This window comes from Rarobacter incanus (genome assembly GCF_006715765.1).
In the GTDB taxonomy this organism is placed as follows: domain Bacteria; phylum Actinomycetota; class Actinomycetes; order Actinomycetales; family Cellulomonadaceae; genus Rarobacter; species Rarobacter incanus.
The window spans coordinates 925,663-950,351 of sequence record NZ_VFNV01000001.1 but is presented as its reverse complement, the minus strand read 5'-3'; the positions used below and the strand labels follow the sequence as shown (position 1 = coordinate 950,351).

Here is a 24,689-nt window from a genome sequence, read left to right as displayed (position 1 = left end):
CGCGAGGCACACGTGCGATGGCTCTTTGACATCTATGCGGGCCGTGTGCCGCCCAGCAGCTTCTTCGTCGGCAGCGGTTCGCGTGTGCTCAGGCAGGGACAAGTCCCGTTCTTGAATTTGGACATTGGGGGCGGGTCTAGTAAAGTAGTACGAGCGACGCGGGGTGGAGCAGCTCGGTAGCTCGCTGGGCTCATAACCCAGAGGTCGCAGGTTCAAATCCTGCCCCCGCTACCATGAAACGGCCCCTGACCTGGGAAAACTTGGTCAGGGGCCGTTGTCTATTTCCCGTCTAGAATGGCAAATCCCCGTTTACCCCCGCGAAAACGATTCAGGGTGCAATAAACGTGTCCAATGTGTCCGCGACGTCGGGGTCGTCGAGTGCGGGGTTTTGGTCCGAGTGCGGTGGTTTGTGCAGGGGTTTTGACTGGAAGGGGCGCGCTCGGCGCGCGCGGGAGTGTCCGGGGTCGTCGAGTGCGGGGTTTTGGTCCGAGTGCGGTGGTTTGTGCGGGGGTTGTGACTGAAATGGGCGCGCTCGGCGCTTGCGGGGGTGTCCGGGGACGTCGAGTGCGGGGTTTTGGTTCGAGTGCGGTGGTTTGAGCAGGGGTTTTGACCGGAAGGGGCGCGCTCGGCGCGTGCGGGGGTGGTCTCGATACGCCCGCTGTGCGGGCAACTCGACCAGCGGGGTCGCTGAGTGCGGTGGTTTGTGTTCGTTGATCGAGTGCGCCGGAGGCGTGTATCGAGATCAATCTTTGGTGCGGGGGTGGTCTCGATACGCCCGCTGCGCGGGCAACTCGACCAGCGGGGTCGGCGCGTGCGGGGGTGGTCTCGATACGCCCGCTGCGCGGGCAACTCGACCAGCGGGGTCGGCGCGCGTGGGGGTGGTCTCGATACGCCCGCTGCGCGGGCTAGCCGACCGGCGAATGCGCGCGGAGCAACTGCGATACGGTCACGAGTTTGAACCCGCGGGCGCGTATCGCGGCGATGATGGCGGGTAACTCGTCGATCGTGACAAGGTATTGACTATTGCCCACGTCGTGTGCGAGCACTATCGAGCCGGCGGACACCGCCGAACCTATGTATCGTGTCAGGCCCGCGGGATCGGAACGGAAGTTAGCGTCGAGCATTTGCAGGTTCCACAGGACCGGAGTAAGCCCAAGTTCGTTACAAGCCAGCAGGGTCGATCCTGCGATATGGCCGTAGGGTGGGCGCATAAGCGTGGGAGTTACGGCGAGCCGATCCACAATCAGATCCCGCATACGGACCAGTTGGTTTGTGACTTCCTCGAGCGACATTCGCCCCATGTCGGAATGATCCCAGGTGTGGATTCCAATCTCGTGATCCGTTATTGCTCCCGCCAAGATGTGCCCGTTTTCAAGCAGACGATTTCCCTGCACGAAGAACGTTGCGGGCGCTTGTGCATCGGCGAGCGCCCGCAATACTCGCGGGGTCCAGTCCGGCGCGGGGCCGTCGTCAAAGGTGAGCGCCACCTCATTGACCGCGGGACCGGCCCACACAACCGACACATCGCGGTGCTTCGGTGGCGTTACGCGGCCAGCGTGGATGCTGGCGGCATAGCTGTGGTAAAAGTCCAAGTGACCGCGGGCGGCCACCTTCTCGGTGGCAGCTAAGCCGCCTGCGCCGATTGCAGTGCCGACCGCAGCAGCGCCAGATAGCTTAAGGAACCCACGCCGGTCTATCCGTCTCACCATGCCCCCAAAGTGATAGATGACAGAACCTGTAGCCTACCCGAATCGGTGTGGGGCGGTGGCCTCGATATGCCCGCTGCGCGGCTTACTCGACCGGCGACCGGGGGAAGCGCGGGTTACTCTCGACCGGCGATTCCTGCTCGACCGGCGGGTGCTCGCGCTCGAGCTTGGCCCCCTCGATGTCCGCGTCGGGCAGCAGGCGGTCCAGCCACCGCGGTATCCACCACGCGGCGCCTCCCAAAAGGTGCATCGCCGCCGGGATTATCATCATGCGAACCACAAAGGCATCAAGCAACACCCCGAACGCGAGTGCGAATCCGATAGACCGGATCATGTGCGAGTCAGCGAAGACGAACCCGCCAAATACCGAAATCATGATCACGGCCGCGGCCGCGACGACGGACCTTCCCGCTAGGTAACCGCGTCGCACCGCGATTCGCGGGCTCGCCCCGTGCACGAAAGATTCGCGCATACCCGCAGCGATGAAGAGTTGATAATCCATGGCCAAGCCGAACAGAATTCCGATGGTCAGGACCGGCAGGAATGCCAGAATCGGTCCGGGGGAGTTGACGTCGAACACGCCGGCGAACCAGCCCCACTGGTAGATCGCCGTAATGCCACCGAACGATGCGAGCAGCGACAAAACGAACCCGGCGGATGCTATCAGCGGCACAAGTATTGACCGGAACGCGATCATCAAGATGAGGAACGATAACCCCACCACCACGGATAGGTACATGGGCAACACGTCGGCGAGCCGGTTCGACACATCGATCGTTGCGCTGGTCGATCCGGCCACGCCTATGGAAATGCTCTGGTCCGATACCGTCAGCGGAGAAGCCGCACGCAGGTCGCTGACCAGGGTGAACGTTGACTCGGCGTTGGGTCCCTCGCGGGGAATGACCTGGTAGGCGATGACCTTCCCGCTATCAGAAACACCGATCGGGACGACGGCCACGACATCGGGGTACTTCATGATCTGCGTGGTCATCGCCGCCTGCGCCAGCGTTGCGGACTCGTCGTCCACGGCCTGTGGCATGGTCGCGACTACAAGTAGCCGCGCATCGAAGCCGGCCCCGAATTTGTCGGCAACCACGTTGTATGCGTTGTAGGCACTGGAGCCGACAGGCTCCGCCGAACCATCCGGCAGGCCCAGGCGCATGGTAGTCGCGGGGAGCGCTATCACGATCAGTCCCACGGCGCCCAGCAGCACGGTCGCCAGCGCGCGCCAGGTGTTCATGGGGCGATTGGTCTGGGCGACGTGCTCCTCGTGGCCTATGGTGGCGCGCTCCGATCGCCGCAGGATCCGCTTCCCGATCAGCGACAGCAGCGCTGGTGTGAGCGTTACAGCAATGAGAATAGCGACGAGCACCGCGAACGCCGCAACATTGCCCATCAGTGCCAGGAACGGAATCCTTGTCAAGTTCAGGCCCAGTAGTGCGATGATTACGGTCGTTCCCGCGAACCCAACGGCGTTGCCGGACGTGCCGTTCGCTAATGCGATGGATTCAGCCGCTCCCATCCCAGCTTTGAGCTGACGACGGTGCCTGCTCAAGATGAACAAGGAGTAGTCGATCCCGACCGCCAACCCCAGCATGATCCCTAGCACTGGTGTCACTGAGATGAAATCGATGACGCCGGAAAGGGATAGCGACCCCAGGGTCGCGACGGCGACTCCCATGAGAGCGGCGCCGATGGGAAGACCCGCGCCGATCACAGTTCCAAGCATCACCACCAGAACTATCGCGGCGATCAGGACACCGATTATTTCCGCTGGCCCCAGAATCTTCGGAATGGTTTGCACCAGGTCGTTCGAGGCGTAGAAGCTGACACCGCCGATGTTCGCCGTGTTCACGATCCCGACTACCGAGTCGATCACGGACTGCGGAACGGCCATCGCGCGGTCGGTGAACTGCACCGTGATGATTGCAGTGCTGCCATCGGCGGCCACGGTGCGGAATTCCCGAGCGGCTGCGAGCAACTGCGCGCCCGCGTCGGCCTTGGGCGTGGAAGCGGCGATGGCGGCAGTCGACGCATCGACCTTGGCCTGCGCCTGGTCTAGCTCCGTGGTCTTATCATCGAGGGCCTCTTGCTGGCGGTTGAACTCGGACTTGTTCGCCTCATAGAGGCCGGCGGCCTTTGCCTGTGCGATCTGGTTTCCCAACTCGGTGCGCCCGGCGGTGATTGCCGCCCGGCCCTCGTCGATCGTGGCCTGAGATTCTTTGATCTGCTCGCTGGCCTCTTGCGCCTGTTTCTGCCCCGCGGCCAGCTGTTCTTGCTGTTGGGACTTTTGCTCTTCGACCGTGAACGGATCGACCGCGCCGGCGACCCCGGCGACGTCGCCTATTTCGGTGACGACAGCCGATACTGCCGCGCGTTGCGCGTCGGTGAAGGCGGACCCGTCTTCTGTGGTGACCACGACGGTGCCGCTCCCACCGGACGCAGACGGGAACTCGCTGGCGAGCATGTCGGTGACTTTGGAGGTGGGCGTATTTGGGATCGTGATTTGAGACGTCATCGCCCCGGCGAAGGCGCTGTAAGTCGCTGCGGCGATCGCCACGACCACCATCCAAGCCGTGACCACGAGCCACGGCCTGCGGGCGCTGACGCCACCGATGCGATAGAGAAATGAAGCCAAGGGAGTGCCTTTCCGGATCGGTGCGATCAGTGTGCTGGTGATGCGGGGTGACCCGTCGCGATGCCTGCGACGAGCAGGCGGACGTGTCCCGGCCAATCGGTGGGCCGGTAAGTTTCATGCCAATAGGTCGAGGCGGTCACTATGCCGCTGGTGATCTGGCTGACCAGGAGCGCTATCGCAAAGTCGCTGACCGCCGGGAACGCCCTGCGCGCATGGTCCGCAAATATCTGGTTGACGCGCTCCAGAACCAGGCGCAAGATCGCGTTTTGCTTGGCGGGGCTGGCATCGGTTCCCACGACAGTGGTGATGTCCGCGGCAGCGGCTGGCAGATCCGCGGCAAGAAGGGCGCTAGTGAGGGAGGCGAAGAACTCGTCCTTATTCATTGGCGAGTCGCGGGCCAGCGTCACTTCGATGCGATCAACCGCCGCGGCGAGCACGTGGCCGCACATTTCGAGCGTGAGCGATTCCCGCGTCGGGAAGTGGTTGAAGACCGTGCGCCGGGAGACGCCCGCACGCGCGGCGATGTCCGAAAACGAGTAAGCGTCGGGGCCGCGGGTGCGCGTGAGGTCGAATGCCGCTGCGAGCAGTGCTGCGTGACAGCGCTCGCGGTCTAAGCGGCGCCTCGGCGCGACCGCCGCGCCCGCGCCCGCGGGTGTCCCGCCGCCCGGATCCGCGAACGCCGCGCCCGCGCCCGCCGTGCCCGTGGCCGGATTCGTGACCGCGGATGTCCCGTCGCCGGGATCCGCAACCGCCGTGCCCGCGCCCCCACCCGCGCTCCCGCGCGCGGCGAGGCACGCACTCGAGCGTCGTTCGCGATCGCTTCTCACACGGCAATCCTACGGCGAAGTTGCACTCAGTGCACGGCCCGGCGTGAACACCTGGTAAAACCTTGGAACACCAGGTAGCGGACCAAACTACGCGGATGTAATTTACTGAACATGACGGGACAACCCGCTCGCGAAACCTAACCAGACGCATCGCAACGAAAGCGGCGCGAGGGTGCCGCGAGGAGGAAATCATGGCTCTGACATACGTCATCGACACGTCGGTGTTGCTTTCGGACCCGCGTGCATTCGACCGATTCGCGGAACACCACGTGGTCGTCCCCGTTGTTGTTGTAACGGAGCTAGAGGCCAAACGCCACCATCCGGACCTGGGATACTTTGCCAGGTCGGCGCTGCGTTACCTGGACGATCTGCGCATCAAGCACGGCAGGCTCGACACCGCGGTGCCGGTGGGGGACCAGGGCGGGAGTATCCGCATCGAGCTGAACCACATCGATCAGGGCGTGCTCCCCGCGGGATTTAGGCTCGGCGACAACGATTCGCGGATACTTGCGGTCGCCGCCAACCTCGCCGCCGACGGCGAAGGGGTGACGGTCGTTTCCAAGGACTTGCCCATGCGTGTCAAGGCCGCCGCGCTGGGGCTCAATGCTGAGGAATATCGGGCTCAATCGGCGCCGAATTCGGGTTGGACCGGAGTCGAGCACCTGGAAGTCCTTGGCGCGGAACTCGACGCCCTGTGGCAGAACGACGCGCTGGCACTCGCCGATCTGCACGATGAGGCGCGCGCTGCGGCGCAGGCCTGGCCCTGCAACGCCGGGGTGGTATTGCACTGCGATAGCGGTTCGGCGCTCGCGCGGCTGAGCGCCGATAAGCACCTCGAACTGGTGCGCGGCGACCAACAAGTATTCGGCCTGCACGGGCGCTCGGCCGAACAACGACTTGCGATCGCCGCACTGCTGGATCCCGCCGTCGGCATAGTGTCGATCGGCGGGCGCGCAGGCACCGGAAAATCCGCGCTTGCGCTCGCCGCGGGGATAGAACAGGTCATGGAACAGCAGGTATTCCGCAAGGTCATCGTATTCAGGCCGCTGTTTGCCGTCGGTGGGCAAGAACTCGGCTACCTGCCGGGAGCCGAGGCCGAGAAAATGAACCCCTGGGGACAGGCCGTCTTCGACACGCTCGGATCGTTGGTTTCGCCGACCGTGGTGGAGGAAATAGTCGACCGCGGGATGCTCGAAGTCCTGCCGCTGACCCACATTCGCGGCAGGTCGCTCCATGACGCGTTCGTGATCGTCGACGAGGCCCAATCGCTGGAACGCAACGTGTTGTTGACCGTGCTCTCGCGCATAGGTAAGAATGCCAAGGTGGTCCTGACTCACGACGTCGCGCAGCGCGATAATCTGCGCGTGGGCAGGCACGATGGGGTTGCATCCGTCGTCGAATCGCTCAAGGGGCAGCCGCTGTTTTCGCACACCACACTGGTGCGCCCGGAGCGATCCGCGGTCGCGGCTCTGGTCACCGAAATGCTCGAATCCCTGGAGGTTGCGTAGTCTCTCAACGCGTCGGGGAATAGGGGACGAGGGCTCCGCGTCCCGACCCGACCGAATCGACAAAAATGGGGGTGCCCGGCCGGTTGGAAACCGGCCGGACACCCCTTGCCTCGCGGGAAAATACGTGTCCGGCTGTTGCGCAGGCGCTAGCGGATACGCTTCTCGACCAGGACTGTCGTGGTCACCTTCTTGACGCCGGGCACCTTGACGGTGACGCGCACGCGCAGGGCCTTACCAACGTTCGACTTGCGAACCTTGTAGGTCTTGTTGGTGCCCTTCTTGCCCTTGACCGCCTTCTTGCCTACGACCCAGCGGACCGTAACCTTGGCATTCTTGGCGAACTTCTTGCCGCTGAGCTTGACCGTGACCTTCTTACCGACCTTGGCCTTACCCTTCAGGGCCTTCTTCACGGCCTTCTTGAGCGCCTTCTTCGTGGGTGCCTTGGCCTTTGATCCTGACGTTCCCGCGTTGCTCCCCGTCCCGGACGGGTTGGTGGGCTGCGACGGGTTCGACGGGTCGGTCGGGTCGGTCGGGTCGGTCGGGTCGGACGGGTTGGTTGGCGTGGCGACCACCGTCACGGCAGTGACGACCGATCGATTCACGTCGTCGTCGGCCAGCGATCCGGACAGCGCCCGGATTCCGATGACTGAACCCGCAACGACGCCTTCCTTTGGCAGGGTGATTGCTTGCGAGAATGTGCCATTTTCACTCGCCTGAATCGTCGTGAACGGGTTCGGTGCGAAGAACTCCGATTGCGGGTTCGCGTTCGCGTCCTTGGCGAGCTTGATCGCGATCTTCGATCCGGCGGTGCTCGCCTTGTTGACCCATCCGGCGCCCTTCAGCGTCACGGTGGCACCGGGGTAAGCGTCGCCTTCGACGGACAGCGTTGCCGCCTTGAAGCCCACGGCCGCGATCGCGTCCAGCGGCCGTACCTGCAGCGCGGGCCGCTGCCCGCGCGGGTGCGGCTGCCCGGCGGGCAAACGGGGTGGTGGCACGTCTCCGGCGAACTCCAACCCAACGCTCCGCTCATCGTTGCGCTGGACGGCGAAACCTGGGCGCCGGTGCTGCCGGGCGTCATTGACGCGATGGTGGGAGCCAAGGTGCTGCCCGCCTGCGTGCTGGTCTTGGTGCCGGCCGGGGATCGCAGCAACCGGTGGCGGCATCTCGGTTCCCCGGATGCCGCCCGCTACATCGCCGACACGCTCATTGCGTGGGCCCGTCTCGCCGATCCGCGCATCACGACCGACCCCGCACGCACGGTCGTGGCGGGCCAGTCGCTGGGCGGCCTCACGGCCCTGCGGGTGTGGGAAAGCGGGGCGGCAAGCGCGGTGGCGCAGTCCTCGTCCCTATGGATGGAACCAGCGGTGAAACCGCCGGCCACAAACGCCACCCACCTCTACGCGGAGGTGGGGGAGCGAGAATGGGTGCTTGCGCCGCTGCACCGGCAAACCGTCGCCCGATACCCGGGGGTGATGTACCACGAATTCGATGGTGGTCACGACGACGCCTGCTGGCGCGGGGGAATTGCGCGGGGCTTGGCTCAGGTCATCGACAGGACGTCGAGCGCCTGATCGAGCTGCTCGATGGTCAGTTCCCCGCGCTCAACGAAGCCCAGGTCAATGACCGCCTGGCGCACCGTGACGCCATCTTTTACGGCGTGCTTGGCGACCTTGGCGGCGGCCTCGTACCCAATCACCCGGTTCAGCGGGGTCACGATCGATGGCGAGGACTCAGCCAGGGTGCGGCAGCGATCGACGTGTGCCGTCAGGCCCGCCACGGTCTTGTCCGCCAGCACCACCGATGCGTTGGTGAGCAGGCGCAACGATTCCAAAACGCCCAGCGCGATCACGGGGATTTGCACGTTCAGCTCGAACGCACCCGAGGCGCCCGCCCACGCGACCGTCGCGTCGTTACCGATAACGCGCGCGGCCACCATCAGGACCGCCTCCGGAATCACGGGGTTGACCTTGCCGGGCATGATCGACGAGCCGGGCTGTAGGTCCGGGATGGCGATCTCGCCTAGTCCCGTGTTGGGCCCCGAACCCATCCAGCGCAGGTCGTTGCATATTTTGGTCAGGGAAACGGCGATGGTGCGCAGCGCGCCGGACAGTTCGACCAGCCCGTCGCGCGCCGATTGGGCCTCGAAATGGTTGCGCGCCTCTGTCAGCGGCAGGCCGGTGTCCTCGCGCAGCAGCGCGATGACGCGTTGCGGAAACCCCTTCGGCGTGTTGATTCCGGTACCGACCGCGGTGCCGCCAAGGGGCACCTCCGCGACCCGCGGCAGGGCAGCCTGCAAACGCTCGATGCCGTAGCCGATCGCGGCCGCGTATCCGCCGAATTCTTGCCCCAGCGTCACGGGCGTGGCATCCATGAGGTGCGTGCGCCCAGACTTGACCACGACCGCAAATTCCTGGGACTTGTCGGCCAGCGCGTCCGCCAGGTGGGCGAGCGCCGGAATCAGGTCGTGCATGACTCCGGCGGTGGCGGCGATGTGCACGGAGGTCGGGAACACGTCGTTCGACGATTGCGACGCGTTGACGTGGTCATTGGGGTGTACCTCGCGGCCCAATGCGCGCGTGGCAAGGGTGGCGATCACCTCATTGGCGTTCATATTGGACGAGGTCCCCGACCCCGTTTGGAACACATCCACTGGGAAATCGCCGTCGTAGTGCCCCGCGGCGACGGCGTCCGCCGCATCGACTATTGCCTGCGCGATGGCGGGGTCCAGCACACCCAGTTCGGCGTTCGCCCGCGCGGCCGCCTTCTTAATCTGCGCCAGCGCCGCGATGTGCGCGCGCTCCAGCGGCGTTCCCGAAATCGGGAAGTTCTCGGCGGCGCGCTGGGTCTGGGCCCGGTACAGCGCCGTCGCTGGAACCTTGACTTCGCCCATGGTGTCGTGTTCGATGCGGTATTCCATGTCCCTACCTTATGTCGCCTCTTGAATCGATCACGGAAGCTCTTCCGTCGTGCAGTTCGTATTCGACGCCGACGATCGCGCAGCGGCCCTCATCGACTGCCGCGGCCAGGTGCGCCGAATAGCCGTACAGCATGTCGACGGTGTGGCGCACGTGCTCGCGGCCCAGTTCCTCCGCGTTGATGGCCAGGCCCGGTTCCTTGCCGGGGCCCCCCGTCTTTACGATCGAGGGCAGGACGCGGTCAACGATCGCTCGCACAAAGCCGGTGGGTTGTTCGCCGGTGGTCAGCGTGTGGTGCGCGGCGGCTACTGCGCCGCAGTGGTCGTGGGCCAACACGACGATCAGGGAGGCCCCCAATACGTCGATGCCGTACTCGATTGAGCCGATGACGGTCGTGTCGAGGACGTGTCCCGCGGTGCGCACGACGAAGACGTCGCCCAGGCCCTGATCGAAGATGATTTCCGCGGCAACGCGCGAATCGGAGCAGCCGAAGATCACTGCAAACGGCGATTGCGCTGCCGCGAGTTCGTGCCGGCGCTGAACGTCCTGCGACGGGTGGTGCATCGTTCCCGCCATGAACCTCGCGTTGCCCGCATGTAGATCCTGCCAGGCTTGCGCCGGGGTCTTAACCATCGTTTGCTCCATCGTGACAAGGGAGATTGAGCGATACCGAAAGATCGGACCGCCGTGCCATGGTGGCACCCTCCTTTGACAGACAATACGCGCAAAGCTGGGCACACCAGTCCAAAATGGCCTGCAGCGTCGGCTCGTCGATGTCGGCGAGCCGCTCGCGGTTAGCCTTCGTGAGCAGGCCGGCCTGGCTCAACCCGTCGATCAGGCCGCCGGTGGCGGCATCGCCCGCGCCAACCCTATCGACGACCGAGAAGGCAGCGGTCGGCGTGTGCACTTCGTGGTTCTTGGTGATCGCGGTGGCGCCCTGCGGCCCCTGAGTGATAACCACCAGCGAGGGCCTGCGCTCGCGCACGAGGCGGCGCGCCACGTCGATCGGGTCCGTGTACGGGTAGAGCCACAGCAGGTCCACGTCGGAGGCCCGCACGACATCGGATGCGTCAAAGAAGCGCTCGACGCGATGGCGGATGCTCTCGGGATCGTCCACGATGCTGGGGCGAATGTTCGGATCGAAGACGGTTGTTGCTTCCCGCGCCGACCGCATGAATTCGTAAACCTTGTCGCTGCCCGGTTCGAGCGTCGCCGCCAGGGAACCAACGTGGATGACGGAAGTCTGGTCGGGAACGCGCGCGCTCGTTGACAGATCCCAGGTCAGGTCGAACGTGTAGGTTGCCGAACCGTCCTTGTCGATCACGGCGGAGGCGAGCGGGGTGTAGGGCGCATCCCCTAAGCCCGCCGCGATGTTGACCCCGGAGTCGTTCAACCAATCGCGCAGGATATCGGCGTAGGCGTCCTTGCCTAGCCACGTCACCAGGTTTACCTCGTGGCCCAGCCTGCCGAGGGCGATCGCGACGTTTGCTGGCGAACCGCCGCAGTGCTCGCGGACCGAGCCGTCGGTCTTTTGCACGACGTCAATGAGGGATTCGCCGACGACCAGGACCTTGTAGGGGTCGGGTGCCGATCCGAACACCGCGGTGTTGGGTGCGTTCACGATTCGCCTCCTGCTGGATCTTCCAGTCCTGCGTCGCCCGCACTGGCGGCGCGAGCCTTCTCGAGCCGTGCGCGTGCCTGATCGAGCCATCGCTGGCAATGCGCGGCCAAGGCTTCGCCCCGTTCCCATAGAGCCAGCGATTCATCCAGGGACCCGGCGCCGGATTCCAGCTTGCCCACAACGGTCACAAGTTCATCCCTGGCTTGTTCGTAGGTCAGATCCGCAACGTTACTCATCGTCTAAGTTAACCACTGGTCGGGCGGAACCCGCGGACGGTTGCATCGAGAGTCCCATCGCGCAAACGCGCTGTGATGCGAGTTCCGGGCGAAATGGTGGCGCCCGTGCGCACAATGACGCCGTTTTCGTCGCGGATGATCGCGTATCCGCGATTCAGGGTCTGAGCCGGTGATAGGGCCGTGACCTGCGCGGATAGCGTCGATATGTCGCGGTCGGCACGCAAGATGGTGGCCTCTAGCAGGGACCGCTGTCGCTCCGTTAATTCCTTGACGCGTTGCTCTTCGCGTTCAACGATCGCGAACGGTGAACTCAGCGTGGCGCGTAGAGCCGCGATGGTGCTTGCCTCTCGCGCCAGCGAGGTATCGATCGCGTGGTCGATTCGACTGCGCGCATTGGCCAGCCCGCGCACCTCGTCTTCGTAGTCGGGGACTATCCGCTTGGCCGCGTCGGTTGGCGTCGAGGCCCGCAAATCGGCTGCGAAGTCCACGAGCGGGTTGTCGGTTTCGTGGCCAATGGCGCTCACCACGGGCGTGATCGCATCCGCAACGGCCCGCACCAGGGTCTCGTTGGAAAACGGGAGCAGGTCTTCGACGGAACCGCCGCCGCGAGCCAGCACGATGACGTCGACGCCGTCCATGGCGTCCAACTCGGCCAGGGCCCGGGTGACCTGGGCTACCGCCTGCGTGCCCTGAACCGCAACCTCCCGAATCTCGAACTGGACGCCCGGCCAGCGGGCGCTCGCATTGACGGTCACGTCGTGTTCGGCCTTCGATTCTCGTCCGCAGATGAGCCCGACCACCCTTGGCAGGAACGGTAAGGGCTTTTTCTTATCCGGCGCGAAGAGCCCTTCGCCCGCCAGGGCGCGCTTGAGCTGCTCGATGCGCGCGAGGAGGTCGCCGACGCCGACGGGGCGGATCCTGTCGGCCTGGAGCTGAAAGCTGCCGCGTTGGCGCCAGAAGGTGGCCTTGGCGCGCACCACGACCCGGTCGCCCTCGTTGAGCTTGGGCCCGGCGTCCAGGACCCTGGCGTAGATCGATACGGGAAGCGATTCGTTGACATCGGCATCTCGCAGGGTTAAGAACGCCATCCCGGCGCCGGGGCGGCGGTTGAGCTGGACAATCTGACCTTCGATCCACACCACCGACATCCGCGTGATGTATTCCTCGATTTTCGCGGACAGCAGCCGCACTGGCCACGGGTCTTGTTCGGTGGTGTCGGCTGCGCGGGCGGGAAGCATTCCTTCATTATTCCCCGATACAGTGGACGGGTGAAAAAAGTTCTTCTCGCCGCCCCGCGCGGTTATTGTGCCGGCGTCGATCGGGCGGTTGTCGCTGTCGAAAAGGCGTTGGAACAATATGGTGCGCCCATTTATGTGCGCAAGGAGATCGTTCACAATAAGTACGTGGTCAGCACGCTGGCGCAGCGCGGCGCGATCTTTGTAGACGATACGGACGAGGTCCCTGAAGGCGCCAGGGTTGTGTTCTCCGCGCACGGCGTGTCGCCCGCGGTCAAGGACGCGGCCGAAGCCCGTAACCTCGCGACGATCGATGCGACCTGTCCATTGGTGTCCAAGGTGCACAAGGAGGCGGTGCGGTTCGCCAAGGATGATTTCGACATCCTTCTCATCGGTCACGCCGGCCACGAGGAAGTCGAGGGCACCTACGGCGAGGCTCCCGAGCACATCCAGATCGTCAATTCCCCGGCGGATGTCGATGGCGTAGTAGTGCGTGACCCGAACAAGGTCATCTGGATTTCCCAAACCACGCTGTCGGTCGATGAAACCATGGAGACCGTGCGCAGGCTGCGCGAACGGTTCCCCGCCTTGCAGGATCCGCCCAGCGACGATATCTGCTATGCGACGCAAAACAGGCAGGTTGCCGTCAAAAAGCTTGCCCCCCAGTGCGATCTGGTGATCGTGGTGGGTTCGGCCAATTCGTCGAATTCCGTGCGATTGGTCGAGGTCGCGCTCGAGGCCGGTGCGCGCACCGCGCACCGGGTGGACGGTGCGGGCGAACTTGAAGAATCCTGGTTCGCTTCCGTCGAAACCGTCGGTGTGACCTCCGGCGCATCGGTTCCCGAGGTACTGGTGGATGAGTTGCTCGAATCACTTGCCGCGCGGGGATTTGGCGCGGTGGAAGAGATCCGGACCGCCACCGAAGATCTGCTCTTCTCGCTCCCGCGCGAACTGCGCTCCGGGCCGCGCCGCGCGCCACGCAGGTCGCTGCCGATTGAGGCTGTGTAGTGGAACTGCGCTCCTTGACCAAGTTCTACGGTCGAAAGTGCGCAGTTAGCAACATTTCATTGGTCATTCCGCCGGGCTCCTTTTACGGTCTTGTGGGGCCGAACGGGGCGGGCAAGACCACGACCCTGTCGATGGCCTCCGGCCTGCTGCGCCCCACTTCCGGGGATGTGTACGTTGAGGGGCAATCGCTGTGGGCAGACGTGGCCCGCGGCAAGCGCCAGATCGGGATCCTGCCCGACGGGGCCCGACTCTTCGATCGCCTCACCGGGGCGCAGCTCGTCACCTACGCGGGGCTGCTCCAGGGCGTGCCCCGCAAGGATGTGGATCTGCGCCGCGATGAGTTGTTGGACGTCCTGGGGTTGAGCGAGGCCGCGGGGCAGCTGGTCGTCGACTATTCGGCCGGTATGACGAAGAAGATCTCGCTGGCGTGTGCGCTGGTCCATGCGCCCAAGATTTTGCTTTTGGACGAGCCCTTCGAGGCCGTCGACCCCGTATCCGCGACGGTGATCAGGTCGATACTGACCGATTTTGCGGCGGCCGGCGGAACGGTCGTCGTTTCCAGCCACGTCATGGACCTGGTGCAGCGCATGTGCGACCACGTTGCCATCATCGCGGGCGGTAGCGTGCGCGCGGCGGGGACCCTGGAACAGGTACGCGCCGGGGTGAGCCTGGAGGAACGCTTCGTGGAACTCGTGGGCGGTTTGCCCCAGCGATCGGAATTGTCGTGGTTGCTGTCCTAGTCCGACTCAAGCTGTCGTTGCTGGCCAATGCGTTTCGACGTTCGGTTTGGCAGGTGGTGGGTCTGGTGCTGGCGTTGGTGTACGGACTGTCCCTGGTGACGGCGCAACTGGCTTCGATTCCGGTGCTGGCCCGTCAGGACGCGGAGTTCATCGAGAGCTCGTGGGTGATCGCCGGGTCCCTAGCCGTCGCGGGATGGGCGTTGGTCCCCATCTTTTCGATGGGGGCGGATATGACGCTCGACCCGCGCCGCTTCGCGCCCTTTGGGGTGTCCGCCGGGCGGATGCTGCCGGGGTTGGGAATCGCAACGCTGGTCGGTGTCCCCGGTGCCGTGACGCTTGTTGTGGCGGTGGCTAATGCGTTCGTGTGGAAGCAGCTTTGGTACGTGGCGGCCCCGTGCGCGCTTGCCGGGGTCGCGTTGTGCGTGGTGGCGTCGCGAGTGACCACGATTTGGGTGGGCCGCCTGCTGGGGTCGCGCGCCGCGCGCTGGGCGATCGGCGCGGCGGTCGCTGTGCCGGTTATCGTCGCCGCCGCAGTCAGCGCGCACGGTCCGGTCCGCTTCGATGCGACGGTGGCGCCGCGCGTCGGCGACGTTTTGGGATGGACGCCGATCGGCGCCCCGTGGGCGGTGACGGTCTCGATCGCCCGGGGCGAGTGGGGCGTCGCGATAGCGCGGAGCGGGATCACGGTCACGGCGTTCGCGCTCTTGGTATGGGCTTGGTGGGACGGTTTGCGCCGGGCCATGGAAAACCCGGCGCAGTCGCGCACCGCCTTGCGTTCGGGGAGGCTATCTGGGGTGTGGCGGACGCGCTCCGCGTTGGGCGCGGTTGCGGCGCGATGCTTGACGTACTGGCTGCGCGATGCCCGCTACGCGGCGGGCTTGGCGATGGCCCCGATCGTTCCGATCATGTTCGTGCTCGCCACCGGCGGGCGCGGCTTGGCGATGCTAGCGCTCGGTCCCGCATTGGTGTTCTTGGTGATGTGGTCTATCTCTGCGGACGTGGGATACGACGGCAGCGCCTTTTGGATGCAGATCGGTCTGCCGGGATTCGTGGATCGCGCGGGACGAGTCATCGCGGCCAGTGCGCTGGCGATTCCGTTGGGGGTCGCATCGGTCGTGGGCAGCTTGTGGTCGACCGGTAGGTGGGACCTGGCCGCGCCCGCGATAGCCGTGACGGTGGGGACATTGGGCGCGAGCGCCGGACTCGCCTCGGTGCTGTCGGCCGTGTTCGTCTATCCGGTGCCCGCCGCGGGCGAGAACCCGTTTTCCGCACCATCGGGGACCTCTGCCGTCAATTTGCTCACCCAGCTTGCTGGGTGGGCCGCCCTGATGGTGGTTTGCGTGCCGTTTGCGATCCCCGCTATCGTAGCGATCTGGCACGGGGGAGTGGCGCTGGGCTGGGTGAGCTTGGCGCTCGCGGTCGCCGTGGGCGGCGGTGCATGCTGGGCGGGCCTGCGTTGGGGCGGTCGCCTGATCGACCGCAACGGCCCCGAACTCTTGGCGAAGGTCATCGCGGTGCGGTGAGGGGCACATCTGCGCGCTGGCGATCGTAGCTGGCCTGCAACCCGGTGTTCCCAGAGGGCGGGGACCAGGGCACATCTGCGCACTGGCGATCGTAGCTGGCCTGCAACCCGGTGTTCCCAGTCGGCGGTGGACGGGGCCCACCGGTGCCCGTGGCGAACCGCCACTTCCCGCATCGCGTTCCTTCCCGCGTCGCCCCGGCCCGGATTGTGTCCTGGCTTCGCGTTCCTTCCCGCGTCGCCCTTGCCCGGATTGCGCCCTGGCTTGGCGTCGCTGCTTCGCTACGCGTCGGTATCCGGCTCCGGCAGCGCGTACAGATCGGGCTTTTGGGCTGGCACGGCTTGGACTTCAAGTGGCGGGGGCGAGGCTATTTCCGTAAGGCCCTGCAACTCGGAAAACCTGCGTGCCTGAGTGACAACGTTGCGGTCGAGCGAACTGTTGAACTTGTTGAAAGCCTCCACCGTGTCGTTGAGGCGTTTGCTCATCGTCACCAGATGTCCGCCCATGGTGCCGAGCCTCTTGTGTAGTTCGCGAGCCAGATCGAACACCTGCCGTGCGTTGGCGGCCAACTGCTCCTGGCGCCAGGTATAGGCGACCGTGCGCAGCAGCGCAACCAACGTTGCGGGCGTTGCCATCACAACGTTCTTGCTAAATGAGTGCTCAAGCAGGTTCGGGTCCTGCTCCAATGCGGCCTGCAGGAAATTTTCGGCAGGTAGGAACATGACGACGAATTCGGGCGAGGGGAACTTCTCCCAGTACTCCTTGCTGCCAAGCTGGTCCACGTGATTGCGCACGTGCCGCGCGTGCGAGGCGAGCTTCTTGGCGCGCTCCTTCTCGTCTGGGGCATTGATCGCGTCGAGGAACCCCGTGAAGGACACCTTCGCATCGACAACTATGTCCTTGCTACCGGGGAGGTGGACGACCATGTCGGGGCGTTGGTCATCGACCGATACCTGCTCGTCGAAATCGACGTGATTCATCATGCCTGCCGCCTCGACGACGGTCCGCAGCTGGATTTCGCCCCACCTGCCGCGGGTTTGCGGCGCGCGCAAGGCGGAAACCAGCTGGGACGTTTCGTTGAAGAGCTTTTCCGATGCCCCCTTCATCATCGTCAACTGTTCATTCAACGCGGCATGCGCCTCCCGCCGCGAGGTCTCCGCCGTGGCGACCTCTTTCTTGACCTCGGTGAGGGTCTTGGTCATCGGATCGACCATCGATTTGATGGCCTGTTCGCGCTTCGCCAGTTCGGCGTCCGAACTCAGCTGGGCCCGCTTGAAACGTTCCTCGGCCGCTTCCAACAGCGTCTTCTTAGACTGGTCCAATACCTTGACGGAGAGCGCCTCGAACTCATCCGCCAACCGTTTGCGGTCGGCCTTCATTTCCTCTATCTGTTTCGCGGCGGCGGCGCGTTCTGCCTCGACCAACCGTTCACCGGACTGTTTCGCTTCGACATACCGCTGTTGGGCAGCGGCTTGCAACCGCTCGACCAACGCCTCGTGTTGAGCCGCAGTGCGTTCGGCCTGCTCGCGGGAGGCGCGGCGCTCGTTCTCAATGAGAGTGTCCGAATCCCTCTGCTTTTGTTCAAGGAGCGCCTGCGTTGCCGCACGTTCCTGGGCTAGCTGATCCTGCGCGGCTCGCTGCGCCTGATCCAAGGCGGCTTGAGCTTGCTGGCGTTGGCTTGCAAGCTCCGCGCGCACCTGCGCGGAGCCCGAACGGCCCACGAACCAACCGACCACCGCCCCAAGCGCTAACCCGACCGCAATTCCAATGAGAGTCTCCATGCGCCAAGCACATCATGAGCCTGTGACATTGGACGCTACACACGCGAATGAGCGGGCCGCGGGCGCGGGGGCCTCGTCCCGCAAAACCCATCGGCGCGATCCAGTTGCTGTGCAGTGTTAGCGACCCCAGGTGCGAGTGGGACCGCCTAGACTTGACCCCGTGGCTTTAACAATCGGAATCGTCGGACTTCCCAACGTCGGCAAATCAACACTGTTCAACGCGCTCACTCGCAACCAGGTTCTGGCCGCGAACTACCCGTTCGCAACCATCGAACCGAACGTTGGTGTGGTGCCGCTGCCGGATGAAAGGCTTGGCAAGCTGGCCGAGGTCTTCGGTTCGGAACGCCTGGTGCCCGCGACCGTGTCCTTCGTTGATATCGCCGGCATCGTCAAGGGTGCGTCGGAAGGCGAGGGGCTGGGCAACAAATTCCTCGCCAACATCCGCGAGGCGGACGCGATTTGCCAGGTCACGCGCGTGTTCTCCGATCCCGACGTGGTGCACGTCGATGGGAAGGTGGATCCGTCCTCGGATATCGAGACGATCAACACCGAACTGATCCTTGCTGACCTGCAGACGCTGGAAAAGGCGATTCCGCGCGTCGAAAAGGAAGTGAAGATTAAGAAGGGCGACCCCAAACTCCTTGAGGCGATGAACACGGCGGTGTCGATTCTAGAATCGGGCACAACGCTGTTCGCCGGTGCGGCCGGCGCCAAGTTAGACCTGGCGGAAATAGCATCGCTCCAGCTCATGACCGCGAAGCCGTTCATCTACGTCTTCAACACGGACGACGCGGGCCTGGCCGACCAGTCCACGCAGGAAAAGCTGCGCGAGCTCGTTGCGCCCGCCGACGCGATATTCCTGGACGCGCAGTTTGAGTCGGAACTGGTCGAATTGGATGAGGACGAGGCCGCCGAAATGCTCGCAGACGCCGGGCAGGCGGAATCGGGATTGGATCAGCTGGCCCGGGTTGGGTTCCACACGTTGGGGCTGCAAACGTACCTGACGGCCGGGCCCAAGGAAGCTCGCGCGTGGACGATTCGGCAGGGGTGGACTGCACCCCAGGCCGCCGGCGTCATCCACACTGACTTCGAGCGCGGCTTTATCAAGGCCGAGGTTATTTCCTTCGAGGACCTGATCGAGACTGGGTCCGTTGCGGCCGCCCGCGCCGCGGGCAAGGCCCGCATGGAGGGCAAAGACTACGTCATGAAGGACGGGGACGTGGTCGAGTTCCGGTTTAACGTGTGAGCCTTTGATATTTCAACGATCCTAGCCCAGTACGAGCCCGTTGGAGGGGGTAGCTACTGGAAGCTATTGGACGCTGAGAAGCGGGCGCGATGGAACCCGACACGGTTGCGGCAATCGTCGCGGATATCTCGCGCGTGTCGGGAAAGCGCGATGGCAGGTGAGCATTGAGCGCCACCGCGCGCGCCGAAGGATCGGGACCACGGCACGAGCATCGGGATTTACGTAGTCGACTTAGGCGGCCAGTCGGTGTCGAACCACACGGTGGCGTCGGGGTTCCATCCGGAGAGGACGGTCCACCCGTCCCTGAACTCGATGGCACGGTACGCGGTGGCAAGGTACGCGGCAACGCTCAGGTGGGCGCCCGAATAGCACTCCGCCACTCGCGCCCAGTCCGGTTGGTACCAGGGGCCCGGTCGGCCCGTTATCTGCGACCAGTCGGCGACGGCGGGCGCGACACGCATCGGGAATTGGGCGACCAGGCCTGCCCAATCCCTCGGATGTGAGAGTTCGACGACATCGCCGAGCGGCGGGGCATACTCCCAGGTGTCCGGCCTGGCAGTTGCCAGGTCCTCCGCCATCACTGCGCTCACGCTCGGTGCACCCAAGATCGGACCCCTGGTCGTTTGCAGTGTTCGCGAGGTCATCGGCGCGGTCCACCAGTTCATCGCAGCCTCGTCGTTGAGTTGGGCGACATCGACGCGACGGCCCTCACCCGACTCTGTCACACGTTGCACACTGCCGACCGGGGACCACCACCATGACAGTTCGGGCGCTTCCGAGAGTAACCGTGCGACTGGTCGAAGTATACCCGTGCAGGAGGCGAGCACCCCGAATCGGTCGTGGCCCTGCGGCGCGTAGCCGTGGTGGACGGATTCAACAAATTTGCCAAAGACCCCTACGACCCGCAACGGATCGCCGAGCACGAGATCGCGGAGTTCCTCGAACCTGGAATGTGCGGTATCCGCCAGCCTGCGGCGAAACGCCTCCGGGTCCGCCAGCGCGCTGAGTGCATAGTCGAGCGCCATCGCCCGTTCACCCAGGACGAGTTCCGCCACCGCCAACTGCCCAACTGGACCATCCAACACATCGGCTTTCATTCCAGGCCTCCATGCCAAGACGTCGTGCCAGCGGGCGTCATCATCAGCGCTTGACGATCAGCATCACTTCCGGTCACATGTCAAAAGTCGAGCACTGTAGAAATCACGCCTTGCTCTCTGCTGAAATTTGCTATGTTCCGCTTGCCAATGTTGATACTGGCGTGGAAGAAAGCAACGCGATGACACATCCTGAATAGTCGATGGTCACGTGGACGTCGGCAGCCTTCGACTTCGTATTCTTCTTGTCGGTCCAAGTCAGCGCAAGTTTCCTGTTCTCGCACGTTCGCTGGTAGGTCGCGAAACCTTTGAATGTGGCCGGAGTTTTCCGGGCAGGTGTATCGATTCCGCGAGGATGGTGCCTGCCAGCCGTGCCACTTAGGTTCCGGTGCCCTCGGTTGCCCCGGGCACGCCAGCATCACCGCCGGTGCGGCGCCCGACCCAACGCAAGCCCCACGACAATTGATACACATGGGGCCATTTCGCCGCATCCCACGGCACCGCGGAATCGAAATCCGTGCAGTTCAGGAAGTGTTTCGGCTGGTTGTCGCACTAGGCAGCATCAGCGAGCCCTTCTAACAACGAGGAGTTCCTGTTCCTCGTGCGAAAGCGTTAGTAGGTGCACTCGGCGGCGGGGTGATATCGGTACTCGCCTTGTGCGCGACTTGCTCGGCGGTAAAGGGCGGCGCCACCGCCTACGCCTTGCGCATGTACGCCCGCACGGTCAGCGGCGCGAAGACGGCAACGATAAGAAGGGCGCCGACGACGGTTGCGGTGACCTCGTTGGTAATAATCCCGTCGTTCGCGATTTCCCGCACCGCCGTGACCAGGTGGGATACGGGGTTGATGGTGGCAAACCACTTCAGGCCCGTCGGCAGCGTGTCGAGTTGGACGTAGGCGTTGGACAGGAACGTCAGCGGGAACAGGATCAGCATCGATATCCCCTGGACGCTTGACGCCGTGCGCGCAATGACACCGAAGAACGCGAAGATCCAGCTCACCGCCCACGCCGAAAAGATCACCAGCAGCGCAGCTATCGCCACCATGCCGATTCCTCCCGCGGGGCGGTATCCGATTGCGTATCCGACGGCAAACGTCAATACCGTCGCGATTCCGTAACGCACCGTGTCCGCCAGCAAGGCTCCCGCAAGGGGCGAGATTCTAGCGATTGGCAGGGATCGGAACCGGTCGAAAACGCCCTTGTCCATGTCCTCGCGCAGCTGTGTTCCGGTCACCACGGACGTCGTAATGACGGTTTGCACCAGGATGCCGGGGATCAGATACGGCAGGTAATTTGCCACGTTTCCGGCAATTGCGCCCCCGAATATGTACGCGAACATGATCGTGAAGACGATGGGCTGGAAGACCACATCGAAGAGCTGCTCCGGTGTGCGGCGGATCTTGATCAGCCCGCGGCCCGCCATGGTCAAGGAGTTGCGCACGCTCTGTGCCAGCGACGGGCGGTGGCGCAGAGCGCGCTGTGCCGGGGGGATGATGGTCGATGTTGTCATTGTCAGGCTCCTTGAGTCGTTGCCGATGCGGCGGCGTCGTGGCCTGTCAGCGCCAGGAATACCTCATCGAGTGTGGGTTTTTGGACGCTGATGTCTAGCAGCGAAATGCTGGCCCCGCGCAGCGCGACAAGCAGGTCGGTGACGGCGTTGGGGTCGGTCAGCGGCGCGGTCAGGCGCCCCGCCTCCGGGGTCAATGTGGCGCGGGTGCCGAGGGTTTTGCCGATCAGTTGCTGGGCCTCATGCGAACGAGTTCCATCCGCGACCGTCAAAATGAGGGCGGCGGAGCCGACGCTCGCCTTCAGATCGTCGGGGGTGCCTTCGGCGACCACGCGCCCGCGATCGATCACGGCAATCCGATCGGCCAACTGGTCCGCCTCGTCCAGGTACTGGGTGGTCAGTAGGACCGTTGAGCCGGTGCGCACCAACTCTCGGATCGTGTCCCACATTTGGCCGCGCGCTCCCGCCGTCCGGTCGCAGCAGGGTGGCGAGCATCGAGATGGTCGTCGTCTTACCCGCCCCGTTCGGCCCGAGTACCCCGTAGACGGTTCCGGCGCCAACCCGCAGATCCACGCCGTCAACCGCACGATTGTCTCCGAACACCTTCACTAACCCGGCCGCCTCGACGGCCAACTCCGCCCCCATCAGAACCAATACCCTTCAGCTGCCTTGCGGGAGCGCCCCTGGCGGCCGCGTCCGCGCGGGCGGCCGGGGTGCGCGCCCATGAACGCCTCGCCGTAATCGGGACCGAACCCGGGGCCGAACCCGCCCGCCCGCCGGTCGCCGCTGGCGCCCGCCTCGAACCACATTTGTCGCATCTTTTGGATGCGGCGGTCCGCCCCTATGGGCGCCGACTCCTCGACGTTTTCGATGACCTTGTCGAGCAGCGCGGTCAGTTGCGCCGCCTCGTCGTCGCTGAGGCCAAAGGTCGGGTCCTCCTCGAGCGTATTGGGCTGCGCGCCCGCGGCCTCGCGGCCCAGCTCGGTGATCTCGACAAGCCACGTCCGCCCGTCGCCGGGGTCGGGGGACCGCTTCACAAGCCCGCCGTCCTCAAGCTTCGTAATCAGTTCGCTGAGTGACTGGGACCTGATCCCGAGCAGGTACGCGAGTTCCTTTTGCGATATGGGTGACTGCAATTGCAGGATGCGGAGCGCTCGTCCTTGGCCCTTCAGCACCCCAGCCGAACGGCCGTGCCCGTGGCGGAAGCGCCCATCGGTCACGCGCATCAGAATCGTTAGGTACATCAAGCGACCCAGGATGTTCAGCGGTGACGGCACTTCGGTGTTGGCGCTGGCAGGAGAATGTGCCTGCAGCGGCGTTTTGTCGTGTTCGGTCATGTGACCGCCTCTCTAGTTGCGTAGGATCCTTCTCACCTACGACCCTCCTGGTATGTGCAGGTTCCTACGCAAAGTCAACAGGTACCTACCTTTATTTTCCGGGTGCAGGAGCCGTCGTGGCAGCCCCGACGTGTCATCGGGGGCGCGCATCGCTTCGATGGGGGCCGGGAATGTGGGGGAAGGCCATGCCGCGCGCGAAGCGCCACGACCTTCCCCGCCGGCCTGGCGCGCCTCGAAGACAGGCACCGCGCGGCGGTGCGCAGGGAGGCGCCCGCGAATTAGCGGGCATACTTGTCTTATATACGAGCGGGGGCGAGCGGGAATCGCGCTCGCGAATAAGCCGCAGCCACCGGCGCTGGCGCCACCGAAGGGGAACCGATGCCCGCTAACAACACAAGCCGGTTCGTCGACGTGATCGACGGCGATGATCCATTGTGGGAAGCCGTGCTGCCGGTGCTTGGTCAGCTTCGCATCGGCATCACCATGACTGATGTGAGGGCCGTGCTCGAAAGCCAGATCGGGCAGCGACCCACCTTCACCGCGCTCATGGTCGAGGACCGGTGCGCGGCGGTGGCGGGCTGGCGGCTCATGGCGAAAACGGACGCGCGGCTGGTCCTGTACGTCGATGATCTGGTGGTCGACTCAACCCGCCGCTCCGCCGGCTTCGGGGCGAAGATGCTTGCCGAAATGCGCCGGCGGGCGCATTATGCGGGGGCGGCGGCGCTCGACCTGGATTCGGGTGTGCAGCGATTCGCTGCGCACCGCTTCTACCTGACGAACCGAATGGCGATCATCTCGCACCATTTCCGCCTCGACGTGCCCAACTGAGCATCAGCTGGGGCGGATGACTGTGGCGTTCAGCCGGGCGGTCAGGTCCGAGTCGATCTCGTACTCGCGGTCGTCCACCTTGCGCAGCGGTACGGCGCCGCGAATCGACGAGGTGAGCCACGCCGCATCCGCCCGATCCAATGCATCGACCGCAAGCAACTCCTCGCGCGCCGTCAGACCGAGCGAGTTCGCGACCTGGAAACTTGCGATCTGAGTGGTACCGGGCAAAATTCCCAGGTCGTGTTTGGGGGTGAACAGCTCACCGTCGATGCGCAAGATTAGGGACGAGGTCGGCCCCTCCAGCAGGTACCCGTCCGAGCTAACGAACAGGACATCGTCGAAGCCGCGCCGGGCGGCCTCCCGCAGGGCAGACTTGTTCACCGCATACGACAACGTCTTCGCGCCCTGTAACAGCCACGGAGAGGTCAGCGCCACATCGTGACGGTAGCCGCGGTCGAGCGTCACCACCGAAATGCCTCCGGAAAGATCCAGGGCGGCCTCGTCCTCAACTGACCAAACATAGATGAAGCCGGTGGGCACTCCACAGCCCTCAATCCCGCGCGACATCACGAGCTTGACGGCACCGTAACCCGGGCCGAACGCCTCGATGGCCGCCTCGATGGCCGGCCGCCAGGCGGATTCCAAGGGTGCGGGCAGATCCAACATCGCGGCCGACCGCGCGAAGCGCGCGAGGTGGGCGTCCATGTTCACCGGGGCGCCATCGCGCACGCCGAATACGTCGAAGATGCCGTCGCCGCGAGTGACGGCAAGGTCCATGGCGCTGATGTGGAAAGTCGCAGGGTCTACAACCTTGAACGCGGATGCGGATTCGATCCCCGCGACCGGCGTCGTGACTAGGACCAATGCTTGCTGTGACATGTGATGCTCGATTCGGTTCCGACTGTTTGTGAAAATCGTTGGGATACTAGTTTGGTTGGTGG

General features: G+C 64.5%; 22 protein-coding genes, 1 tRNA gene and 1 pseudogene. 9 read left to right on the top strand and 15 right to left on the bottom strand.

Annotated features, from left to right (window positions below; translation table 11 throughout):
* Positions 1–157 precede the first annotated feature (157 nt).
* Positions 158–234 (top strand) — tRNA-Met (locus FB389_RS04085).
* Positions 235–905: 671 nt separating this feature from the next.
* Here FB389_RS04085 and FB389_RS04080 read toward each other — a convergent pair.
* From FB389_RS04080 to FB389_RS04070, 3 genes are all read right to left on the bottom strand, one after another.
* Positions 906–1,709, bottom strand: coding sequence for a polysaccharide deacetylase family protein (locus tag FB389_RS04080; protein WP_142113524.1), 804 nt, complete (start codon positions 1,707–1,709; stop codon positions 906–908).
* Positions 1,710–1,791: 82 nt separating this feature from the next.
* Complete coding sequence (locus FB389_RS04075; protein WP_142111490.1) at positions 1,792–4,344, bottom strand: MMPL family transporter; 2,553 nt, start codon at positions 4,342–4,344, stop codon at positions 1,792–1,794.
* Between the two features lie 26 nt (positions 4,345–4,370).
* Positions 4,371–5,171, bottom strand: a complete 801-nt coding sequence (locus FB389_RS04070; RefSeq protein ID WP_142111489.1) for a TetR/AcrR family transcriptional regulator — start codon at positions 5,169–5,171, stop codon at positions 4,371–4,373.
* Between the two features lie 191 nt (positions 5,172–5,362).
* Between FB389_RS04070 and phoH2 the strand changes: the two genes are divergently transcribed.
* Positions 5,363–6,679, top strand: coding sequence for an RNA 5'-3' helicase PhoH2 (gene phoH2 / locus FB389_RS04065; RefSeq protein WP_142111488.1), 1,317 nt, complete (start codon positions 5,363–5,365; stop codon positions 6,677–6,679).
* Positions 6,680–6,825: 146 nt separating this feature from the next.
* Here phoH2 and FB389_RS10415 read toward each other — a convergent pair whose 3' ends face one another.
* Positions 6,826–7,674 (bottom strand): hypothetical protein, encoded by an 849-nt coding sequence (locus FB389_RS10415; RefSeq protein WP_170207794.1) that lies wholly within the window; start codon positions 7,672–7,674, stop codon positions 6,826–6,828.
* Between FB389_RS10415 and FB389_RS04055 the strand changes: the two genes are divergently transcribed.
* Positions 7,639–8,250, top strand: a complete 612-nt coding sequence (locus FB389_RS04055; RefSeq protein WP_170207860.1) for an alpha/beta hydrolase-fold protein — start codon at positions 7,639–7,641, stop codon at positions 8,248–8,250. The two genes, FB389_RS10415 and FB389_RS04055, sit on opposite strands and share 36 nt — an antisense overlap.
* On the opposite strand, the gene FB389_RS04050 is transcribed toward FB389_RS04055, so the two are convergent.
* Genes FB389_RS04050 through xseA form a run of 5 tightly spaced genes read right to left on the bottom strand, consistent with a single transcriptional unit; the run spans position 8,220 to position 12,689 of the window.
* On the bottom strand, positions 8,220–9,596 hold the full coding sequence (locus FB389_RS04050; RefSeq protein ID WP_142111485.1) for a class II fumarate hydratase: 1,377 nt from the start codon (positions 9,594–9,596) through the stop codon (positions 8,220–8,222). The genes FB389_RS04055 and FB389_RS04050 overlap by 31 nt on opposite strands.
* 4 nt (positions 9,597–9,600) lie before the next feature.
* On the bottom strand, positions 9,601–10,227 hold the full coding sequence (locus FB389_RS04045) for a carbonic anhydrase (protein ID WP_170207859.1): 627 nt from the start codon (positions 10,225–10,227) through the stop codon (positions 9,601–9,603).
* Positions 10,220–11,215, bottom strand: coding sequence for a carbohydrate kinase family protein (locus FB389_RS04040; protein WP_170207858.1), 996 nt, complete (start codon positions 11,213–11,215; stop codon positions 10,220–10,222). The genes FB389_RS04045 and FB389_RS04040 overlap by 8 nt, the downstream gene beginning before the upstream one ends.
* Complete coding sequence (locus FB389_RS04035) at positions 11,212–11,451, bottom strand: exodeoxyribonuclease VII small subunit (protein ID WP_142111482.1); 240 nt, start codon at positions 11,449–11,451, stop codon at positions 11,212–11,214. The genes FB389_RS04040 and FB389_RS04035 overlap by 4 nt, the downstream gene beginning before the upstream one ends.
* Before the next feature lie 8 nt (positions 11,452–11,459).
* On the bottom strand, positions 11,460–12,689 hold the full coding sequence (gene xseA, locus FB389_RS04030; RefSeq protein ID WP_142111481.1) for an exodeoxyribonuclease VII large subunit: 1,230 nt from the start codon (positions 12,687–12,689) through the stop codon (positions 11,460–11,462).
* A gap of 30 nt (positions 12,690–12,719) precedes the next feature.
* On the opposite strand from xseA, the gene FB389_RS04025 reads away from it, so the two are divergent.
* From FB389_RS04025 to FB389_RS04015, 3 genes are read left to right on the top strand one after another with little or no spacing between them, the layout of a single operon-like run.
* Positions 12,720–13,694 (top strand): 4-hydroxy-3-methylbut-2-enyl diphosphate reductase, encoded by a 975-nt coding sequence (locus FB389_RS04025; protein ID WP_342776014.1) that lies wholly within the window; start codon positions 12,720–12,722, stop codon positions 13,692–13,694.
* The gene (locus tag FB389_RS04020; protein ID WP_142111480.1) at positions 13,694–14,434 is read left to right on the top strand and encodes an ABC transporter ATP-binding protein; all 741 of its coding nucleotides are present in this window, start codon (positions 13,694–13,696) and stop codon (positions 14,432–14,434) included. The genes FB389_RS04025 and FB389_RS04020 overlap by 1 nt, the downstream gene beginning before the upstream one ends.
* On the top strand, positions 14,419–15,957 hold the full coding sequence (locus FB389_RS04015) for a hypothetical protein (protein ID WP_142111479.1): 1,539 nt from the start codon (positions 14,419–14,421) through the stop codon (positions 15,955–15,957). Before FB389_RS04020 ends, FB389_RS04015 begins: the two co-directional genes overlap by 16 nt.
* 278 nt (positions 15,958–16,235) lie before the next feature.
* Here the strand turns inward: FB389_RS04015 and FB389_RS04010 are convergent, their stop codons facing one another.
* Positions 16,236–17,735, bottom strand: a complete 1,500-nt coding sequence (locus tag FB389_RS04010) for a DNA recombination protein RmuC (protein WP_142111478.1) — start codon at positions 17,733–17,735, stop codon at positions 16,236–16,238.
* Between the two features lie 160 nt (positions 17,736–17,895).
* Between FB389_RS04010 and ychF the strand changes: the two genes are divergently transcribed.
* The gene (gene ychF, locus FB389_RS04005) at positions 17,896–18,981 is read left to right on the top strand and encodes a redox-regulated ATPase YchF (RefSeq protein WP_142111477.1); all 1,086 of its coding nucleotides are present in this window, start codon (positions 17,896–17,898) and stop codon (positions 18,979–18,981) included.
* A gap of 218 nt (positions 18,982–19,199) precedes the next feature.
* Here ychF and FB389_RS04000 read toward each other — a convergent pair whose 3' ends face one another.
* Positions 19,200–20,078: a hypothetical protein gene (locus tag FB389_RS04000; RefSeq protein ID WP_142111476.1), complete on the bottom strand. Its 879-nt coding sequence runs from the start codon at positions 20,076–20,078 to the stop codon at positions 19,200–19,202.
* A 50-nt stretch (positions 20,079–20,128) separates the two neighbouring features.
* Between FB389_RS04000 and FB389_RS10410 the strand changes: the two genes are divergently transcribed.
* Positions 20,129–20,275 carry a hypothetical protein gene (locus FB389_RS10410; RefSeq protein WP_170207856.1) on the top strand — a complete coding sequence of 49 codons (147 nt, stop codon included), beginning with the start codon at positions 20,129–20,131 and terminating at the stop codon, positions 20,273–20,275.
* Between the two features lie 495 nt (positions 20,276–20,770).
* Here FB389_RS10410 and FB389_RS03995 read toward each other — a convergent pair whose 3' ends face one another.
* The 3 genes and pseudogenes from FB389_RS03995 to FB389_RS03985 form a co-directional block, all read right to left on the bottom strand.
* Entirely contained in the window at positions 20,771–21,586 is an 816-nt protein-coding gene (locus FB389_RS03995) for an ABC transporter permease (RefSeq protein ID WP_142111475.1), read from the bottom strand.
* 2 nt (positions 21,587–21,588) lie between these two features.
* A pseudogene (locus FB389_RS10670) lies at positions 21,589–22,228 on the bottom strand (ATP-binding cassette domain-containing protein).
* A complete protein-coding gene (locus FB389_RS03985) occupies positions 22,228–22,920 on the bottom strand; it encodes a MarR family winged helix-turn-helix transcriptional regulator (RefSeq protein WP_142111474.1) in 693 nt (230 codons plus the stop codon). Before FB389_RS03985 ends, FB389_RS10670 begins: the two are co-directional and overlap by 1 nt.
* Positions 22,921–23,298: 378 nt before the next feature.
* Between FB389_RS03985 and FB389_RS03980 the strand changes: the two genes are divergently transcribed.
* On the top strand, positions 23,299–23,748 hold the full coding sequence (locus tag FB389_RS03980; RefSeq protein WP_142111473.1) for a GNAT family N-acetyltransferase: 450 nt from the start codon (positions 23,299–23,301) through the stop codon (positions 23,746–23,748).
* Positions 23,749–23,751: 3 nt separating this feature from the next.
* Here the strand turns inward: FB389_RS03980 and FB389_RS03975 are convergent, their stop codons facing one another.
* Entirely contained in the window at positions 23,752–24,627 is an 876-nt protein-coding gene (locus tag FB389_RS03975) for an aminodeoxychorismate lyase (RefSeq protein ID WP_142111472.1), read from the bottom strand.
* Between the last annotated feature and the right edge of the window lie 62 nt (positions 24,628–24,689).

Coding starts and splice junctions, on each gene's coding strand:
- FB389_RS04080 (WP_142113524.1), bottom strand. CDS start 1,709: ATGGTGAGACGGATAGACCGGCGTGGGTTCCTTAAGCTATCTGGCGCT.
- FB389_RS03985 (WP_142111474.1), bottom strand. CDS start 22,920: ATGACCGAACACGACAAAACGCCGCTGCAGGCACATTCTCCTGCCAGC.
- FB389_RS03975 (WP_142111472.1), bottom strand. CDS start 24,627: ATGTCACAGCAAGCATTGGTCCTAGTCACGACGCCGGTCGCGGGGATC.
- FB389_RS04035 (WP_142111482.1), bottom strand. CDS start 11,451: ATGAGTAACGTTGCGGATCTGACCTACGAACAAGCCAGGGATGAACTT.
- xseA (WP_142111481.1), bottom strand. CDS start 12,689: ATGCTTCCCGCCCGCGCAGCCGACACCACCGAACAAGACCCGTGGCCA.
- FB389_RS04045 (WP_170207859.1), bottom strand. CDS start 10,227: ATGGTTAAGACCCCGGCGCAAGCCTGGCAGGATCTACATGCGGGCAAC.
- FB389_RS04050 (WP_142111485.1), bottom strand. CDS start 9,596: ATGGAATACCGCATCGAACACGACACCATGGGCGAAGTCAAGGTTCCA.
- FB389_RS03995 (WP_142111475.1), bottom strand. CDS start 21,586: ATGACAACATCGACCATCATCCCCCCGGCACAGCGCGCTCTGCGCCAC.
- FB389_RS04000 (WP_142111476.1), bottom strand. CDS start 20,078: ATGAAAGCCGATGTGTTGGATGGTCCAGTTGGGCAGTTGGCGGTGGCG.
- phoH2 (WP_142111488.1), top strand. CDS start 5,363: ATGGCTCTGACATACGTCATCGACACGTCGGTGTTGCTTTCGGACCCG.
- FB389_RS04010 (WP_142111478.1), bottom strand. CDS start 17,735: ATGGAGACTCTCATTGGAATTGCGGTCGGGTTAGCGCTTGGGGCGGTG.
- FB389_RS03980 (WP_142111473.1), top strand. CDS start 23,299: ATGCCCGCTAACAACACAAGCCGGTTCGTCGACGTGATCGACGGCGAT.